Origin of the sequence: Maribacter zhoushanensis (genome assembly GCF_029350975.1) — a bacterium.
GTDB classification, from domain to species: domain Bacteria; phylum Bacteroidota; class Bacteroidia; order Flavobacteriales; family Flavobacteriaceae; genus Maribacter; species Maribacter zhoushanensis.
This window is the reverse complement of the sequence record NZ_JARKMR010000001.1, coordinates 900,700-918,773: the sequence shown is the minus strand read 5'-3', so window position 1 is coordinate 918,773 and position 18,074 is coordinate 900,700. Positions and strand designations below refer to the sequence as shown.

The following is an 18,074-nucleotide window of genomic DNA, read 5'->3' as shown; positions in this document are numbered from 1 at the left end:
AATTTAAAACCATAACCCATGAAACTAATTTTAAGAATTCTATTAAGCGCAGTAGCTGTTGTCATTTTAGCCAACGTTCTACCAAATGTTTCCGTAGACAGCTTCATAACCGCAGTAATCGTAGCAGTTGTTTTAAGTATCCTGAACTTATTGGTAAAACCAATTTTGGTGATTTTAACGCTACCGGTTACCGTAATTACCTTCGGTCTATTTCTACTAATCATTAATGCTATTATCATATTATTGGCAGACAAACTTATTGATGGATTTGCCGTAGGAAACATTTGGTGGGCATTGATTTTTAGCCTCTTGCTATCATTTTTACAATCAATCTTTTTTACACTGTTAAAAGATGACAAGTCATAGTTGCTTGTGATTTGAAATTCAATACTTTAAAAAATTGGTTGACTTTGCAAAATGTAGTATTTTTGCATCCCATTTTACACATGCAAATAGATATTAAGGAATGAATATTACGAAAGAGCAGATAGACGATTTAAATGCAGTAGTTAAAGTTGCTATCACAAAAGAAGATTACCAAGATAAGGTAGACACCATTTTAAAGGATTATAAGAAGCAAGCTAATATTCCTGGTTTTAGAAAAGGCCAAGTTCCAATGGGTCTTATTAAAAAGCAGTATGGCAAAGCCGTTTTGGTTGATGAAGTAAATAAATTGTTGCAAGACAACCTTAACAAATACCTAACTGAAGAAAAGTTAGACGTTTTAGGTAACCCGTTACCAAAACAACAAGACAATTTTGATTGGGATCAAGATGAATTGGCTTTTGAGTTTGAATTAGGTTTAGCTCCTGATTTTGAAGTTTCTTTAAAAACTAAAAAAGCAATTACTCAATACAAAATTGTTGCAGACAAGAAAATGATTGACGAACAAGTTGAACGTATTCAAAAGCAATACGGTAAACTTGTAACCAAAGATGTAGTTAGCAAGAACGACGAAGTAAGTGGTACATTTACTAATGAAGCAGAAGAAATAGACAACAAAACAATGCTTGAGACGGACAAGTTGAAAAGCAAAAAAGCTTTAGATGCTTTAAAAGGCAAAAAAGTTGGTGATGTTGTTACATTGAAAACAAAAGGTCTTTTCAATGAAGATCATATGCTATCTAGTGCTTTAGGTGTTGACAAGCAAAAAGCAGAAGCATTAGATACTGAGGTTACTTTCACTATTTCTGAAATTAACGAAAGAGAAGCTGCTGAATTAAATCAAGAATTATTTGACAAACTTTTTGGCCCTGACAGTGTAAAATCCGAAAAGGAGTTAAAAGAACGTATCAAAGAAGATTCTGAAAAGCAATTTGAACAACAGTCCGATCAAAAATTATTGAACGACGTTACTGAATACTTCATAGAGAATACAAAATTTGAATTACCTACTGGTTTCTTGACAAAGTGGATTCAAATGACCGGTGAAGAACCATTATCTGAAGAGCAAGCTGTTGAAGAATATGCTAAATCTGAAAAAGGATTACGCTACCAACTTATTGAAGGTAAAATAATTCGTGATAATGACCTACAAGTTCAATTTGATGAATTGAAAGAATTCTCCAAAGGATTTATTCGTTCACAAATGGCTCAATTTGGTCAATTAGACCCTAAAGAAGAAGAATTAGATTCTATCGCTGCTAGAGTTCTTGGTAACCAAGATGAAGTAAAAAGACTATCAGAACAATTGATGAGTCAGAAGTTATTGAATCTTTACAAAGAAAAAGCGAATCTTAAGACAAAGGAAGTTACCTATGAAAATTTCGTGAAAGAAGTTTACGGATAAATTCCAAACAATAAATTAAGTATCTTTACGGTGCCGGAAATGAAATTTTCGGCACCTTTTTTTACTCTAAAATATAGACATACAATTTATGGATTACGGAAAAGAATTCAAGAATTTCGCTATAAACGACCAAGGCATTAGCAGCACATATTATGATTCCATAATGAGCAGCATGTACCCAACGAACATGACGCCAAACATTATTGAAGAGCGCTCTATGAACATCGTTGCAATGGACGTTTATTCGCGTTTAATGATGGACCGCATCATTTTTATGGGTACTGGCATCAATGACCAAGTAGCCAACATTATACAAGCACAATTATTGTTTTTAGCAAGTGTTGATGCTAAAAAAGATATTCAAATTTACATTAACTCACCAGGTGGTAGTGTATATGCAGGTTTAGGTATTTATGACACCATGCAATTTATCACTCCTGATGTTGCTACTATCTGTACAGGTATGGCCGCTTCTATGGGTGCTGTTCTTTTATGCGCAGGTGAAAAAGGTAAACGTAGTGGTTTACAACACTCTCGTGTTATGATTCACCAACCTCTTGGTGGTGCACAAGGTCAAGCTAGTGATATTGAAATTACAGCCAGAGAGATATTAAAACTTAAAGACGAACTTTACCAAATCATTGCTGAACACTCAGGTACAGATATTGATAAAGTACGTGATGATAGTGACCGTGACTACTGGATGAAAGCTGACGAAGCGCTTAAGTACGGTATGATTGATGAAATTTTGGTAAGGGAGAAGAAATAATTCCGACTAATTGATTCAAATAAATTAATGATTTTTAAACCAAAAACGATTTTTGATCGTTAAGGAATAGAATATAGAAGATAGATAATGGCAAAGGAAAATTTAGAATGTTCATTTTGCGGTAGAAAAAAGCCTGAAACTAATTTGTTGATTGCTGGTCTCGACGCACATATATGCGACCGTTGTATTGAACAAGCTCATGGCATTGTTGCCGAAGAGTCAAAACAGACAAAGACCAATGATCTTTCTTCTGAACTTGTTCTAAAAAAGCCTCAAGAAATAAAGGAATTTTTAGACACTTTCATCATAGGGCAAGAGCGTACCAAAAAGGTAATGTCCGTTGCGGTTTATAACCACTACAAAAGGTTACTACAACCATCTTCACAAGAAGATGATATAGAGATTCAGAAAAGTAATATTATAATGGTTGGGCAAACCGGTACAGGAAAAACCTTAATGGCCAAGACCATTGCAAAATTACTTAATGTACCATTAGCTATTGTTGATGCAACTGTTTTGACCGAAGCTGGTTATGTAGGTGAAGATGTAGAAAGTATTTTAACCCGTCTTTTACAAGCGGCAGATTACAATCTTGAAAAAGCGGAAAGAGGTATCGTTTTTATTGATGAAATCGATAAAATTGCTCGCAAGAGCGATAACCCTTCTATTACAAGAGATGTATCTGGAGAAGGAGTTCAACAAGGACTTTTAAAATTGTTAGAAGGTACTTCTGTAAACGTTCCGCCTAAAGGAGGAAGAAAGCATCCTGATCAAAAATTCATTGAAGTAAATACAGAGAACATCTTATTTATTGCCGGTGGAGCTTTTGATGGTATTGAACGTGCAATAACAAAGCGTTTGAATATGCAAGCGGTAGGTTATAGCGCATCTAAATCTGATAGCTTCTTAGATGATAGTAACTTATTACAATACATCATCCCAAAAGATTTAAAAGATTTTGGACTTATACCTGAAATTATAGGTAGACTTCCTGTACTAACACATATGAACCCGTTAGACAAGAAGACTTTAAGAGCAATCTTGACCGAACCTAAAAATGCAATTATCAAACAATATGAAAAGCTGTTTGCAATGGATGATATTAAATTCAGCATTACAGACCAGGCTTTAGACTATATTGTTGATAAAGCAATTGAATATAAACTTGGAGCAAGAGGTTTAAGATCTCTTTGTGAAGCCATCTTTACAGATGCCATGTTTGAAATGCCAAGTTCAGGTGATACCGATTTTAAAGTGACAAAACCATACGCAGAAGAAATGCTATCTCACGATACCATTAAAAAGCTAAAGGCAGTTTCATAAGATTACATCTAATTTTAGAATATAAAAAAAAGCGAAGATTTAAATCTTCGCTTTTTTTATACTTTACTATTATATTATTTTCAAACCACTTTTTTCACTTGTGGTGTAATTTGTGTTACTTCTTGTAATAAATCCATACATACTTTTTGAATGATTTTCTCATCTGTATATAATGTATGTCCATAATTAGGTAAAACTTCCATTTCTACACCTAAACTATCTGCCCATTCTTCACTTGGTCTAAACTCATCGTTAGCTCCATATACCAATTGAAAAGGTACGTTAGGTCTATCGTTCTTTTTACGGATTCTAGTAGGAGAAACACCATACAAAGACTTAACCGGCAAACCTTTTTTGGCAGCTTCCCAAACTATAGTTGCACCTGTACTAAAAGCTAGGTAATAACAAGGCTCAGTTTCTTTCTTTAATAAATGAGATACTGCAGTATCTATACCACCTTCTAAAAATGCATTATGTACATTCTCTTCAGATTGTATTAATATATCTAGATTTGCAAGTTGCTGACTATCATAAAAAGTAATATCAAAATATTGTTGAAGATACCCTAAGTATGAAGTAATCCACAATCCTTTTTTGGCGCCCCACATATCGGAAACAATCACTAATTTCTCTGCCATAATAATAGTATTTATAGTATTGGTTAAGTTTTACTCTAGCAAGTTGGAATAATAACTCCACTTACACCCATTTAATTGTTTACGCGTTTAAAATTATCGACGTAGTCCCTTTAATCGGACATTACTTTAACGTAAATCGACTACAATAAAGACGTAATACAAAAGCTACAATCATTAAGACAAATGTATGCTAAGCATTGAAAAAATATAAAAATTTGTTGTGATTAGGTTAAAATCTAGTGTATATGGAGCAAATTACTTATTCATTAGTAAAAGTTCCTCTAGATAATCCCTCTTATTAGAAAGTCTTGGAATCTTATGTTGACCACCAAGTTTGTCATTCTTCTTTAACCAATCATAAAAAAGGTTTTTACGTGCTTTATGTACTCTTGGCATATTTAAGGTAATATTATTAAGTCTCTTTGCTTCATAATCAGAATTTAAAGATTTTAAAGCATTGTCAAATATCTCTACAAAAGCATCAAAATCTTTTGGAAAAGTTCTAAACTCCATAATCCACTCATGGGCTCCTTTTTCCTTACCTACCATAAAAACTGGTCCGGCAGTATAATCTATTATTTCAGCCTCTGTTTTTGCACAAGCTATTTTCAGCGCCTCTTCGGCATTCTCAATAATTAACTCTTCACCAAACACATTAATATGATGTTTAGTACGGCCCGTAACTTTAATTCTATAAGGACTTTTAGAAGTAAAACGTATTGTATCTCCTATTTTATAACGCCACAAGCCAGAGTTAGTAGTAATTATTATAGCGTAATTCTTACTTAATTCAATTTCCCACAAAGGTATAGCCTCTTCCTTAAAAGAACCATAGACATCCATAGGAATAAATTCATAGAAAATCCCATAATCTAACATCAATAATAAATCATCGGCACCATTTCGATCTTGAATAGCAAAAAAACCTTCAGAGGCATTATAAATTTCATAATACCTAAAATCACTCTTGGGCAATATTTTTTTATACTGTTCTTTATAAGGATTAAAATTTACCCCACCGTGAAAATATACCTCTAAGTTTTCCCAAACCTGAAATAGATTTTCTTTTCCGGTCTCTTCAAGTACCTTATTCATTAAAACCAGCATCCAAGAAGGCACACCAGCCAAACTGGTCACATTCTCTTGAACACTTTCGTGAATGATCGCCATAAGCTTACTCTCCCATTCACTCATCAAAGACACCTTGTTACTAGGTGTGCTACTATATTCTGCCCACAACGGCATGTTATCAATTAAAATAGCGGATAAATCACCAAACAAAGAACCATTATCCTCATAGAGTTCTTTACTACCTCCTAAACGCAAACTTTTACCAGTAAATAATTGAGAGTTTTCATTATTGTTCAGATAAAGACATAACAAATCTTTACTTGATTTATAATGACAATCTTCTAATGCCTCAGCACTAACCGGTATAAACTTACTTTTGGCATCTGTTGTACCACTACTTTTGGCAAACAACTTTACTTTGGTAGGCCAAAACAGATTTTGCTCACCTCTTCTAGTACGCTCAATAATTGGCTGAACCTCTTCATATGATACTATAGGCAATCGCTCCTTAAACACTTTATATGATTCAATAGACTCAAAATCATAGGTTCTACCCACCTCTGTGTCTTCTGCAAATTCAAGCAACTGCAATAAAACCTCTTCTTGAACCTCATCAGGATATTTTAAAAAAAGTTCTATCTGGTGATATCGTTTCTTTAGCAACCAAGAGGCGATTGAATTAAATAGGGTAATTGGCATTTATAGGTATCTTTGTATTGTTAAAAATAGCGTATCTCACTATCATTTTCAAATTGATAATTCAATAAGCCAAATTTACATGCAATACGAGGGAGTACTTAGAAAAATGCAGACAGAAATAGGAAGTCCTATTCAATATTATATGTTATTTGAATCAGACTTTTTAAATGTAAACCAAGTTCTAGATAAGACATTGAAAATAGAATTTATTAAACATCAATGTCTCAATTGCGGTAATGACCGACCTATTTACAGACAAGGATTTTGCAAATCATGTTTTTTTGAGATACCATCTGCGGGAGATTGGATTATGAGACCCGAGCTAAGTAAGGCACATTTAAACCAAGAAGACAGAGATTTAGCGTATGAGAAAAAGGTGCAACTACAGCCGCATATCGTTTATCTAGCCAATTCTAGCAATGTAAAAGTAGGTGTTACCAGAAAAGGACAAATACCTACTCGTTGGATTGACCAAGGAGCGCATGAAGCCATAGAAATTGTAGAAGTGCCCAATAGATACTTAGCAGGAATTACTGAAGTTGCACTAAAAGATCATGTTGGCGATAAAACAAATTGGCGTACCATGCTTACCAATACAGTAGTAGACGAAAATCTACAAGAATGGCGAGATAAACTTAAACAGTATATACCTGAAGAGGCTCTGCCCTATTTCTTAGATTCTAATTCAGAAACAGAAATGCAGTTTCCCGTACTGCAATACCCAACTAAAGTAAAAAGCCTTAACCTAACCAAAACACCAACTTTTGAAGGTAAACTGAAAGGTATAAAAGGTCAATATCTCATATTTGAAGATAATACCGTTTTCAATGTAAGAGGTAGTGAGGGGTACTACGTTGGTCTCACCATTACTTAGTACTATCTTTTTTCTTACCAAATAAGCCTCCTAAGATATCCTTTGCTTTTTCTTTAACTGCTTCTTTTTCAGTTTGTACTGGCACAGAATCACTTTTGGTAGACGTTGTGGTAGCAGTATCTTTCTTAGTGGATAAAATATTACCTAGAATATCCTTAGCACTCGTTTTGGTTGAAGTCGCAGATGTACCAGTAGTATCTTCACTAGTTTTATTTCCACTAATTAAACCACCGATTAAGTCTTTAGCTTTATCCGTTCCCTTAGTAATTAGTTTTTGTTTTTCAACTTCAATTAACTTATTGGTCAATTGTTTTACACCAGTAGTCATATCAGTGCTCACTTGAGGACTGTTGTAGAGTCCGCCAATATTGGCAACTACAGGTATGGTCAAATCAGCTAAAGAAGGATCATCAATTTTAGCAATTAAATTGGTAATATCAGAACCTAAATACTTTGCTGGCACTTGTAATGTTGCCTTATAATCCAGTTTTTGATCAAATGAGTGGCTACCATCAACATTAATGGCAATATCCTTATAATTCAAGGTAAATGGTTTTACGACTACTATACCATCATTGAAACTTAATGATGTTTTCAAATCTTTTAAATTCAATTGTTTTAAATCGATAAAATTTAAATTAGAGACTAAAGAATTCAATACAGGTGCATCTTCTGTATTCACTTCTTCCGTCATCAAATCGGCAAACATTTCACCAGTCAATGACAATAGGTTTGGCATTAAATCATCGGTTAAATTACCCGACAAAGAAATATCTGACGTTAATTTTCCATTTAACATTTTAGCGATTGGAGCAATAGTCTGAAATAGATCGACAGAGGCAAATGTTTCTTGAATGCCTAACTGATTTAAATCTAACTTCATATTAAAAGTAGGCGTCTCATTTTTAGTAGACACATCTCCATTAAATGCAATTTTACCACCAAACATACCGGCCGTCATATTACTAAGCGTTGCAGTTTCATCCTTTATCTTCAACACACCTTTTACGTCACTCAACACAATATCATCATACAATACCTTTTTAGCATCTGCATTAATCGTCGCATCTAAAAAAGATGGAATTTTAATTTTTTCTTCCTGTACTGTTCCTTCACTAGCTGCAGCTTCTTCGCCCGTAGTTGAGGCGGTCTCGGTTTCCGCAACCATGAAATCGCTCAAAGCAAAAGAGTTAGACTTTAAATTAAAGTTACCTTCTACCTTTTCATCGTTGAACATAAAGCCCAAAAGGTTGTTGATGGTACCAGTTGCATCAAAATCTGTAGTACCTGTAGTTCCGTTCAGATTATTTAAAGTAACCGTTTTAGGGTTAAAAGTTAAAGACGCAGCTTTAAACTTTACAGGATTTGCAAGTTCTTCTGAATTATACTCAAAATCTGTTAAACTTAGATTCCCTGCAGTACTTGTTTTTTCATACTGTTCTTTCTCTACAGATTGCATATCAAAAGCTGTAGTAATATCAGCCTTCAACATTCCTTTTAAATTGTATTCTTCAGGCACAGGATATGCTTTAGAGATATTTGCCAAATTCATATCACCATCCATATGCGCTTTAACTTTGGTATTACCCATTAACTCGCTAATATTAGAAGTAAGATTGAACTTATCTTCATCTATTTTAAAAGAAGCCTTGTTAATATTTACATATGTATCTTCTGCTATACCGGTTTTATTATCCAGTTGAATGTCAAAAAAGACATTGCTTACGGCTTTTGGCAAATCTGGATACTTAAATGAAGCATTATCAGATTTCAACGCTATATGAAAAGTTGGAATATGAGTTTCATCTACAACACCTTTGAAATTACCGTTAACGGCAAAATTACCTGTAGTAGTAACATCTTCAATATTCTTAGAATACACCTCAGGAATAACCCCCAAGAAGTTTTTAAAATCTGACGAAGGAGTTTTAAAGGTTAAATCTACCTCTTGGTTGGTTTCATTCAATTTAATAAAACCATCAAACACCAAAGGCAACTGATTTAGTAATGCCTCGTTCTTTAAAAAAGAATATTTATTTTCATTTAAATCGATACCTATAAGGGCATCTAACTTTATTTTATTCTTACTTAAGTAATTAACACTATCCATTTCCAATGAAATAAAAGCATCGGTATGTGTATCTAACTCAGAAGTGGCCAAAGACAAATCACCAGTACCCGTATGCTGAAAATCATCTAACTTAAAAGCAATACCTGTTGAATTGTCCGTATAGTAGATTCTTGTATTTGTAATTTCGTACGACTGCAAATCTAAGTTGAAACCATCTGTAGCACCAGCTTCCTCTTCTACTGTGTTAGCAGGATCAGACGCCAAGGCTATATCATAGTTAGCGTTCTCTTCTTTATCAACCACTACATTAATAAATGCACCATCTAAATTGATATTATTAATGGCTATTGCATCTCCCTCGTTTTTAAACAATTGCATGATACCCATGGTTAAGTCCAAATTTTCAGCCTTAAACAAAGTATCTCCCTTAAAAGGAGCCTTATTCAAAAGAACAACATTTTTAAAATCTACTTCTGCATTAGGAAAACTACTGATCAAACTTAAATTAGCCTCTGAAAAATCTAGTGTGGCGTTTACATTGTGGTTAACATTACTTTTAATAATCTCACCAATTTTAGCTTCTAAAAAGAAAGGAGCCGCGATTAAAACCACGATGATCAAGACTAATAATATCCCAACAATTTTTAATATTTTCTTACCCATAGTATACTTTTAATCTGTTTTTTTTAATGTTCTTATTCTAAAACATCTAAATCCAATTCTTCATTTGGCTTTAAATTAAAACGTTTTCTCATAATATATACGAAGAAATAGAGAAAAGGGGTGTCTAGAAATGCTATAAAAATCTTAAAAATAAATCCGCTTACTACAAGACCGAAAAAAAGATCCCACGGTAGTACTTTGAAGACACATAACAACCCCACAACGGTAAACGTATCAAGAAATTGTGATAGGAATGTTGAAAAATTGTTACGTATCCATAAATACTTCCCTTTGGTCAACCTTTTCCAAAAATGATATATGGCCACATCAACGTATTGCGCTAACAAATAAGCAATCATCGAGGCCAGAACTGCAATTGGTGATAATGCAAAAACCTTTGTAAAAGTTTCATCATTTATAGGTGAAGAAGGAATTGCAGGTGCTACTTCTGCCAATAAAATAATACCCATAGAAAAGAAAGAAGCAAATATACCAGCTGTAACGATCTGGTTTGCCATTTTTCTTCCATAAATCTCTGATATAAGATCCGTAATTAAAAAGGTTATGGGATAAGGTAAAATACCAACCGAAATTTCAAAAAGAGAAACCCCATAAAGAGTGAAATCCCCGAAGGGATTCCAATAAAAAAACTTTTGAAATATAAGGTTTGAAACCACTAGAGAAGTGATGAACAAAGCCCCTAAATACAGATAAATACGTTGTGCTAGTTTTCTATCTTTTAAGGTCATATATTATTTAATATCTAATGCAAATGGCATTCTAGCCTGTACACCTTGTTGCTCTTTAAAAGACTGTAATTCTTTTAAAACTTTGTATGCCTCATCTCCTATTTCATCTTTCAACACATTCTCTTTAAGTTGTAGACTTGCCCCTTCTAAATCTTCCATAAAGCGTTCAAATCCGCTTTTGTATTTCGGGAATTTCTTAATTCCGTAAGACCCCAATTCAGCCATCTCTGCAGCAGCAGTAATAGCATCGTCTAAATTACCAAGTTCATCTACCAGGCCAACTTCTAAAGCTTCAGTACCGCTCCAAACCCTACCTTGAGCAACGCTATCTACTTGCGCCATACTCATATTTCTACCTTCTGATACTCTTTGTAAAAATGTTTGGTAGGTTTCTTCTATACTTTCTTGAATTTGATTTTTAAAGCTTTCTTGCATAGGCTCAAAAAGCGAATACTCTACAGCATTTTTATTGGTACCCACTTGTTCCGCATTAATACCAACATTATCTGCCAACTCGGTCATATTAGGCACTGTACCAAATACTCCAATAGAACCCGTTATCGTAGTTGGTTCTGCAAATATCTTATCTGCACCAGCTGCAATATAGTACCCACCAGACGCCGCAACGTTACCCATAGAGACTACTACTGGTTTTTCTTCTCTTGCCAGCGCCACCTCTCTCCAAATAATATCTGAAGTTAAAGCACTACCACCTGGTGAATTTACACGCAACACAATTGCCTTTACATCTTCATCTTCACGAGCTTTAATTAGCGCTTCATTAATAATTCCCTGACCTATGATATTAGGACCACCTTCTCCATATAAAATTTCACCTTGCGCGAACACGATTGCAATTTTATCGTCACCCGATTTTAGCTTCTTTTTATTTGAATATTTTACATAGTCATCTAATTTACTGTAATTTATATCCTCATCTGCCTTAAGACTAAGTGCATTTGCCAATTTACTCTCGTACTCATCATAAAAAACTACATCATCAATTAAACCAGATTGCTTTGCGTATTTAGGAGTTCTACCACCTAAGGTATCCGCAATCATATTTAAATCAGATTCAGAAATAGAACGTGTTTTTGAAATATCTACAATCATAGAATTCCAAAGTGATTGAAGCAATGAAGTCAATTGGCTTCTATTGGCATCACTCATATTATCTTCTAAATATGGCTCAACGGCACTTTTGTACTTTCCATGACGAATAACCTCCATCTTAATTCCAGATTTTTCTTGAAGCTCTTTATAATAAAGTACTTCTGTAGACAAACCTTTAAAATCCAAAACCCCTACCGGATTTATAAAAATAGAATCTGCAACACTTGCCAAATAATAATCTCGCTGCATAAAGAAATCAGCGTAGGCATAAATGAATTTACCTTCTGCTTTGAAATCTTCTAATGACCTTCTAATAGCCTGAGTTTGTGCCAAACCGGCTATAATGAAGTTATTGTTAATACTTATACCCTTAATACGGTTATCATTCTTAGCTACTTCAATAGCCTGTATGATTTCATCCAAGCCTTGAGACTCTTCAAAAATACCTGCAAAAGGATCTAATTCATTATTACCTGTATAATCTGAAATTTGCCTTTGTAATTGCAATTCTAAAATAGAGTTGTCTTCAACAGCAACAGTGTCTTCTCCACTGCTGACCAAGCTTACAAAAATTAAAAACATAACAAACATGATCCCAAACGCAAACAAGGAACCTAAAATGGAAGCTAGAAAATTTCTTAAAAAATTCATTTAAATCTTTATTTTAATAGTGAACAAAGATAACTAATGTGAATATGTTTTAGTTATTTTGCTCTAATATTATGGGAGTATACAAAACAGCATTCTTATCTATTGGCAGTAATTTGGGCAACCGTCAATTGTTATTACAAAAAGCCATTTTCGAAATCGGTAAAATAGCCGGCGAAATTAGGCAGGTATCTGCCATTTATGAAACTCCGTCTTGGGGTTTTGAAGGGGAAGATTTCTTAAATGCCTGTTTAGAATTACAGACATTACTATCACCTGAAGATTTGCTAGCTAAATTGTTAGCCATTGAAACTGATTTTGGTAGAGAACGGAATGAAAGTGACAGTTACCAAAGCAGAACTTTGGATATTGATATAATCTATTACGAAAAAGATATCATCAACACCGAAAATTTAACGGTTCCACACCCAAAAATGCAAGAAAGAAAGTTTATTCTAAAACCTCTTGCAGATATTACTCCGCAATTCTATCACCCCATTTTCAATAAAGATACCAGGAATTTATTGCAAGAGTGCAAAGACAAAAGCACTATTACCAAACAAATTAAAAGATTGTTCAAAAATCGCCATACGTTTTTTGCCAGTCTACAATACGTTGCCATAGAAGGTAATATTGGCGCAGGTAAAACTACCTTGGCCACAAAAATTTCAGAAGATTTCAATGCTAAGTTAATATTGGAACGATTTGCCGAAAATCCGTTTTTACCAAGTTTTTATGAAGACCAAGCCAGGTATGCTTTCCCTTTAGAAATGTCTTTTTTAGCCGATCGATATCAGCAATTTACAGAAGACACCAATCAGCTTGATCTGTTTAAAAGTTTTATGGTCAGTGATTATGACATCTATAAGTCGCTAATATTTGCCAAGGTCACGCTACAACAGAACGAGTTTGACCTATATAGAAAGGTGTTTAACTTTATGTACAAAGAGGTTAAAAAGCCTAAAGTTTACGTTTATCTGTACCAAACAACAGAAAGGTTATTGCAACAAATTAAAAAACGAGGTAGAGATTACGAACAGAATATAGAGCTTACATACCTAGAGAAAATTAACCGTGGTTACTTTGACTTTTTAAAGACATACCCCAAAGAAAATCAACTAATTATAGATGTCAGCAATCTTGATTTTGTAAGCCATAAAAGCGACTATGAAGTGGTTTTGACCAAGATTGAAGACTTTGCACTAGCCAACTTATAACTAATATAAATTGAGCAATTTCTTGCGTAAATGAAAAGAAAATCTTTTATTGTGTGAGCATTCGTGCAACTAACTAACTCAGACTATACTAAAAAACCTGATCTACGATCAGGTTTTTTTATGCGTTTAATTTGCTCCAGCAATCCCACACTACCACACCTACACTTACTGAAATATTCAATGAATGCTTGGTGCCAAATTGCGGAATTTCCAACACTTCATCACTTGCGGAAACTACGTTCTGAACCACACCCTTAACCTCGTTCCCAAAAACGAGCACTTGTTTTTTATCTTTTGCAGGAGCGTATTTATTTAATTGAGTAGCATCTTCCGCCTGCTCTACAGCTATTACATGGCAACCCTCTTTCTTTAATCTTTCAACAAGTTCCAACGTATCATCAACATGCTCCCAGTCTACACTATCCGTAGCACCTAGTGCAGTTTTATGAATATCTTTATGAGGCGGTTTAGCCGTAATACCGCACAGATATATTTTTTCAATTAGAAAAGCATCGGCAGTTCTAAAGACAGAACCTATATTGTTTAAACTTCTTATATTATCAAGAACAATAATTATAGGAGATTTACTGGCAAGTTTATACCCCTCGACATCAATTCTATCTAACTCCTCATTTCTTAATTTTCTCATACTGTACAATTCAATTTCATTAATTGGCATGGCTATAAACTTATCCTGAAATATCAACAATAATTAAATTTCCAGAGATTAAACCATACTTTCGTGAAGAAGCAAAATTAATGAGATAAAGATAAAGTGGCGGATAAAAGCAAGACAAAAAAGGTAACCCCTTTAATGAAGCAATATAACACCATCAAGATCAAGTATCCTGATGCATTATTGCTGTTTCGTGTAGGTGATTTTTATGAAACTTTTGGTGAAGATGCCGTAAAGGCTTCACGTATTTTGGGAATTATACTGACCAATAGAAACAATGGTGGCGAAAGAACAGAGTTAGCCGGTTTTCCGCATCACTCATTAAACACCTATTTACCTAAGCTGGTAAAAGCTGGTCAGCGCGTTGCTATCTGTGATCAACTAGAAGACCCTAAGCAAACCAAAACTATTGTTAAACGAGGCGTTACCGAATTAGTTACCCCTGGGGTAGCAATGAACGACGACATCTTAAATTCTAAAACCAATAACTTTCTTTGCGCCGTTCATTTTGGAAGAAAGAAGATTGGTATATCGTTTGTAGACATTTCTACCGGTGAGTTTTTAACTTCAGAAGGTAGTGAAGAGCAAATCGATAAATTATTACAGAATTTCTCTCCCAACGAAGTATTAATTTCAAAAGCACATAAGAAAGAGTTTTTAGTTGTATTTGGCAAAAATCACCACCTATTCTATTTAGAAGATTGGGTTTTTCAACAAGACTATGCACTAGAGAACCTTACCTCACACTTTAATACCAATACGCTTAAAGGTTTTGGTGTTGACCATTTAACCTGTGGTATTATAGCATCTGGTGTGGTTTTACATTATTTAGGAGAAACACAACACCGCCAGTTACAACATATATCAAAACTGCAACGTATTGCCGAAGACGATTATATATGGATGGATAGGTTCACCATAAAAAACCTGGAACTCTACCATTCTACCAATGTCAATGCTGTAACACTTTTAGATGTCATTGATAAAACGATTTCACCAATGGGTGGGCGTATGATAAAAAGATGGCTTGCTTTACCTCTTAAAAATTTAGAAAAAATTAAAAGGAGACAGCAGATTGTTTCTTTTCTATATGAGGAAGAAGTTATTTTAGAAAAGTTTCAGCACCATATTAAACAAATGGGCGATTTAGAACGATTAATTTCTAAGGTAGCAATAGGCAAGGTCAATCCTAAAGAAGTTGTTCAATTAAAGAATTCTTTAGAAGCTTTAATCCCTATAAAACAACTAGCAACCTCTTCTAAAAACGAATCACTAGCCTTGACAGGTGACCAAATTCAATCTTGCGATTTATTAAGAGCAAAGATTAAAGAAATGCTAAGCGAAGAAGCGCCTGTAAATATTTTAAAAGGCAGTACAATTGCAGAAGGTTTCTCAGAAGAACTAGATGAATTAAGAGGGCTGGCAACATCGGGTAAAAATTACCTTAACAACATGTTAGAAAGGGAAACTGCCGCAACAGGTATTACTTCCCTTAAAATAGCTTCTAACAATGTTTTTGGGTATTATATAGAAGTTAGAAACACCCATAAAGATAAAGTTCCAGAAACCTGGACACGTAAACAAACCTTGGTCAATGCCGAGCGTTATATTACAGACGAACTAAAGGAATACGAAGCAAAAATTCTTGGTGCAGAAGATCGCATATCAACCTTAGAACAACAATTGTTCTCACAGTTGGTTGTATGGATGCAAGAATATATTGCTCCCGTTCAGAATAATGCACACCTTATTGCTCAATTAGATTGCCTTTGCGGTTTTGCGCAACTTGCAAAAGAAAACGCATACAATTGTCCGTCCTTAAACGATTCCACTGATTTAGAAATAACAGATGGAAGGCACCCTGTAATAGAAAAACAACTGCCATTAGGTGAGCAGTACATCTCAAACGACCTACAATTAGACCGTTCCAATCAACAATTTATAATGATTACCGGTCCTAATATGAGTGGTAAATCTGCATTACTTAGACAAACCGCATTGATAGTTTTACTAGCGCAAATGGGTAGCTTTGTACCTGCTGAAACAGCTAAAATTGGTGTTGTAGATAAAATATTTACACGTGTAGGTGCTAGTGACAATATATCAATGGGAGAATCTACCTTTATGGTAGAAATGAACGAAACAGCATCTATCCTTAACAACCTATCTGAACGAAGCCTTGTGCTTTTAGATGAAATTGGTAGAGGCACAAGCACTTATGACGGTATTTCTATAGCGTGGGCAATTTCAGAATACCTACATGAACATCCTGCAAGGGCAAAAACTATGTTTGCTACGCATTATCATGAGCTCAATGAAATGACCAATACCTTTAATCGCATTAAAAATTATAATGTGGCTATTAAAGAATTGAAAGATACCGTACTATTTTTACGAAAATTAGTTCCAGGTGGCAGCGAACATAGTTTTGGTATATATGTAGCTAAAATGGCGGGTATGCCCCAACAAGTAATTCAAAAGGCGAATAAAATTTTGAAAAAGTTGGAAAACAAACACGTTAGTGAAGATGTTGGAGACAAACTCAAAGATGATTCTGATGAAATGCAACTCAGCTTTTTTAACCTAGATGACCCTTTATTGGAAGAAATTAAGGAAGAAATCACACATTTAGACATTGATACGCTAACTCCGGTAGAAGCTTTGATGAAATTAAATGAGATTAAAAGACTGTTAACCAAGGACAAAAAAGCTACTTCGTAAATTTTTTAATTCTTTTGCATATTTTTACTTTGGTTTTTACAGAATTGTATTAAATTTGCACCCGCATCTGGAAAGAGATGCACGTTCTTTAAAATTTGCGAAAGTAGCTCAGGGGTAGAGCATCACCTTGCCAAGGTGGAGGTCGCGGGTTCGAATCCCGTTTTTCGCTCAGAAAATGTTGCCGGTCAACATTTTTTTCAATGCTAAGTATGCTCGAGTGGTGGAATTGGTAGACACGCCGGACTTAAAATCCTGTGCTCTTTGGGGCGTGCGGGTTCAAGTCCCGCCTCGAGTACCAAAAACCCCTGAAATCATCTGATTTCAGGGGTTTTTTTATTTTCTATCTATTTCAAATCGAAATCTTCAGTTATTCATTAACTTTAGTTTTCATTACAGATGCATGCTAAAAAAAATTTTAAAAATATCAGGATTACTATTTATAGCATTAATACTGATGATATTTGCCTGCAATAGCATCATATCTAGCACCGCGCAAGAAAAAACCTATTCTGACATATCTTTAGTTCCCAGTAATCGTGTTGGTCTTGTTCTAGGTACTTCTAACAGATTAACAGACGGTTCTCCAAATCCATACTACACATATCGCATAAATGCAACCAAACAGCTTTACAATGCCGGTAAAATTAAATTTATACTGGTTAGCGGGGACAATGGTAGCATCTATTACAATGAACCGGATACCTTTAAAAAAGACTTGGTAAAAGCAGGGATACCTGAAAAAATTATTTTCTTGGACTATGCAGGTTTTCGCACTTTAGATTCCATGTTCAGGGCAAAGTTCGTTTTCGGCTTGAACAACGTTACCGTTATCTCACAAAAGTTCCATAATGAGAGAGCTATTTATATTGCAAAACAAAAAGGATTAAATGCTATTGGGTTTAATGCGAAGGATGTTTCAACCAGCCAAGGATTAAAAGTTCAAATAAGAGAATACCTTGCCCGTGTAAAAGTATTTATAGATATGATACTTAATACACAGCCTAAATTTTACGGTAGCACAATTGAGATAAAATAAGTAGCATTAAATACACT

14 protein-coding genes and 2 tRNA genes are annotated in these 18,074 nt (G+C 34.4%); 10 read left to right on the top strand and 6 right to left on the bottom strand.

Annotated elements, in window-relative coordinates; genetic code table 11:
- The first annotated feature begins 18 nt into the window (after nucleotides 1-18).
- From PXD56_RS03785 to clpX, 4 genes are all read left to right on the top strand, one after another.
- Nucleotides 19-366: a phage holin family protein gene (locus PXD56_RS03785; RefSeq protein ID WP_084684625.1), complete on the top strand. Its 348-nt coding sequence runs from the start codon at nucleotides 19-21 to the stop codon at nucleotides 364-366.
- A 100-nt stretch (nucleotides 367-466) separates the two neighbouring features.
- The gene (gene tig, locus PXD56_RS03780) at nucleotides 467-1,789 is read left to right on the top strand and encodes a trigger factor (protein WP_276492014.1); all 1,323 of its coding nucleotides are present in this window, start codon (nucleotides 467-469) and stop codon (nucleotides 1,787-1,789) included.
- A gap of 88 nt (nucleotides 1,790-1,877) precedes the next feature.
- Nucleotides 1,878-2,558, top strand: coding sequence for an ATP-dependent Clp endopeptidase proteolytic subunit ClpP (clpP, locus tag PXD56_RS03775; protein ID WP_276492013.1), 681 nt, complete (start codon nucleotides 1,878-1,880; stop codon nucleotides 2,556-2,558).
- 87 nt (nucleotides 2,559-2,645) lie between these two features.
- Entirely contained in the window at nucleotides 2,646-3,881 is a 1,236-nt protein-coding gene (gene clpX / locus PXD56_RS03770; RefSeq protein WP_276492012.1) for an ATP-dependent Clp protease ATP-binding subunit ClpX, read from the top strand.
- A gap of 80 nt (nucleotides 3,882-3,961) precedes the next feature.
- On the opposite strand, the gene PXD56_RS03765 is transcribed toward clpX, so the two are convergent.
- Entirely contained in the window at nucleotides 3,962-4,519 is a 558-nt protein-coding gene (locus PXD56_RS03765) for a dienelactone hydrolase family protein (protein ID WP_276492011.1), read from the bottom strand.
- A gap of 255 nt (nucleotides 4,520-4,774) precedes the next feature.
- Complete coding sequence (locus PXD56_RS03760) at nucleotides 4,775-6,289, bottom strand: GH3 auxin-responsive promoter family protein (RefSeq protein WP_276492010.1); 1,515 nt, start codon at nucleotides 6,287-6,289, stop codon at nucleotides 4,775-4,777.
- A 79-nt stretch (nucleotides 6,290-6,368) separates the two neighbouring features.
- Between PXD56_RS03760 and PXD56_RS03755 the strand changes: the two genes are divergently transcribed.
- Nucleotides 6,369-7,163: a DUF2797 domain-containing protein gene (locus tag PXD56_RS03755; RefSeq protein ID WP_276492009.1), complete on the top strand. Its 795-nt coding sequence runs from the start codon at nucleotides 6,369-6,371 to the stop codon at nucleotides 7,161-7,163.
- On the opposite strand, the gene PXD56_RS03750 is transcribed toward PXD56_RS03755, so the two are convergent.
- The 3 genes from PXD56_RS03750 to sppA are packed head-to-tail and all read right to left on the bottom strand — an operon-like array spanning nucleotide 7,156 to nucleotide 12,410.
- Entirely contained in the window at nucleotides 7,156-9,897 is a 2,742-nt protein-coding gene (locus tag PXD56_RS03750; protein ID WP_276492008.1) for an AsmA-like C-terminal region-containing protein, read from the bottom strand. The two genes, PXD56_RS03755 and PXD56_RS03750, sit on opposite strands and share 8 nt — an antisense overlap.
- A 32-nt stretch (nucleotides 9,898-9,929) precedes the next feature.
- The gene (locus PXD56_RS03745; protein WP_276492007.1) at nucleotides 9,930-10,646 is read right to left on the bottom strand and encodes a queuosine precursor transporter; all 717 of its coding nucleotides are present in this window, start codon (nucleotides 10,644-10,646) and stop codon (nucleotides 9,930-9,932) included.
- Between the two features lie 3 nt (nucleotides 10,647-10,649).
- Entirely contained in the window at nucleotides 10,650-12,410 is a 1,761-nt protein-coding gene (gene sppA / locus PXD56_RS03740; RefSeq protein WP_276492006.1) for a signal peptide peptidase SppA, read from the bottom strand.
- 71 nt (nucleotides 12,411-12,481) lie between these two features.
- Here sppA and folK point away from each other — a divergent pair, with 71 nt between their 5' ends.
- Entirely contained in the window at nucleotides 12,482-13,624 is a 1,143-nt protein-coding gene (folK, locus tag PXD56_RS03735; RefSeq protein WP_276492005.1) for a 2-amino-4-hydroxy-6-hydroxymethyldihydropteridine diphosphokinase, read from the top strand.
- Nucleotides 13,625-13,742: 118 nt separating this feature from the next.
- On the opposite strand, the gene PXD56_RS03730 is transcribed toward folK, so the two are convergent.
- Complete coding sequence (locus PXD56_RS03730) at nucleotides 13,743-14,273, bottom strand: RNA methyltransferase (protein ID WP_276492004.1); 531 nt, start codon at nucleotides 14,271-14,273, stop codon at nucleotides 13,743-13,745.
- 165 nt (nucleotides 14,274-14,438) lie between these two features.
- On the opposite strand from PXD56_RS03730, the gene mutS reads away from it, so the two are divergent.
- The 4 genes from mutS to PXD56_RS03710 all read left to right on the top strand — a co-directional run bounded on the left by mutS (nucleotide 14,439) and on the right by PXD56_RS03710 (nucleotide 18,057).
- Entirely contained in the window at nucleotides 14,439-17,021 is a 2,583-nt protein-coding gene (mutS, locus tag PXD56_RS03725; RefSeq protein ID WP_276492003.1) for a DNA mismatch repair protein MutS, read from the top strand.
- A 97-nt stretch (nucleotides 17,022-17,118) separates the two neighbouring features.
- Nucleotides 17,119-17,190 (top strand) — tRNA-Gly (locus tag PXD56_RS03720).
- Between the two features lie 42 nt (nucleotides 17,191-17,232).
- A tRNA-Leu gene (locus PXD56_RS03715) sits at nucleotides 17,233-17,319 on the top strand.
- Between the two features lie 102 nt (nucleotides 17,320-17,421).
- Nucleotides 17,422-18,057: a SanA/YdcF family protein gene (locus PXD56_RS03710; protein ID WP_276492002.1), complete on the top strand. Its 636-nt coding sequence runs from the start codon at nucleotides 17,422-17,424 to the stop codon at nucleotides 18,055-18,057.
- Nucleotides 18,058-18,074 lie beyond the last annotated feature (17 nt).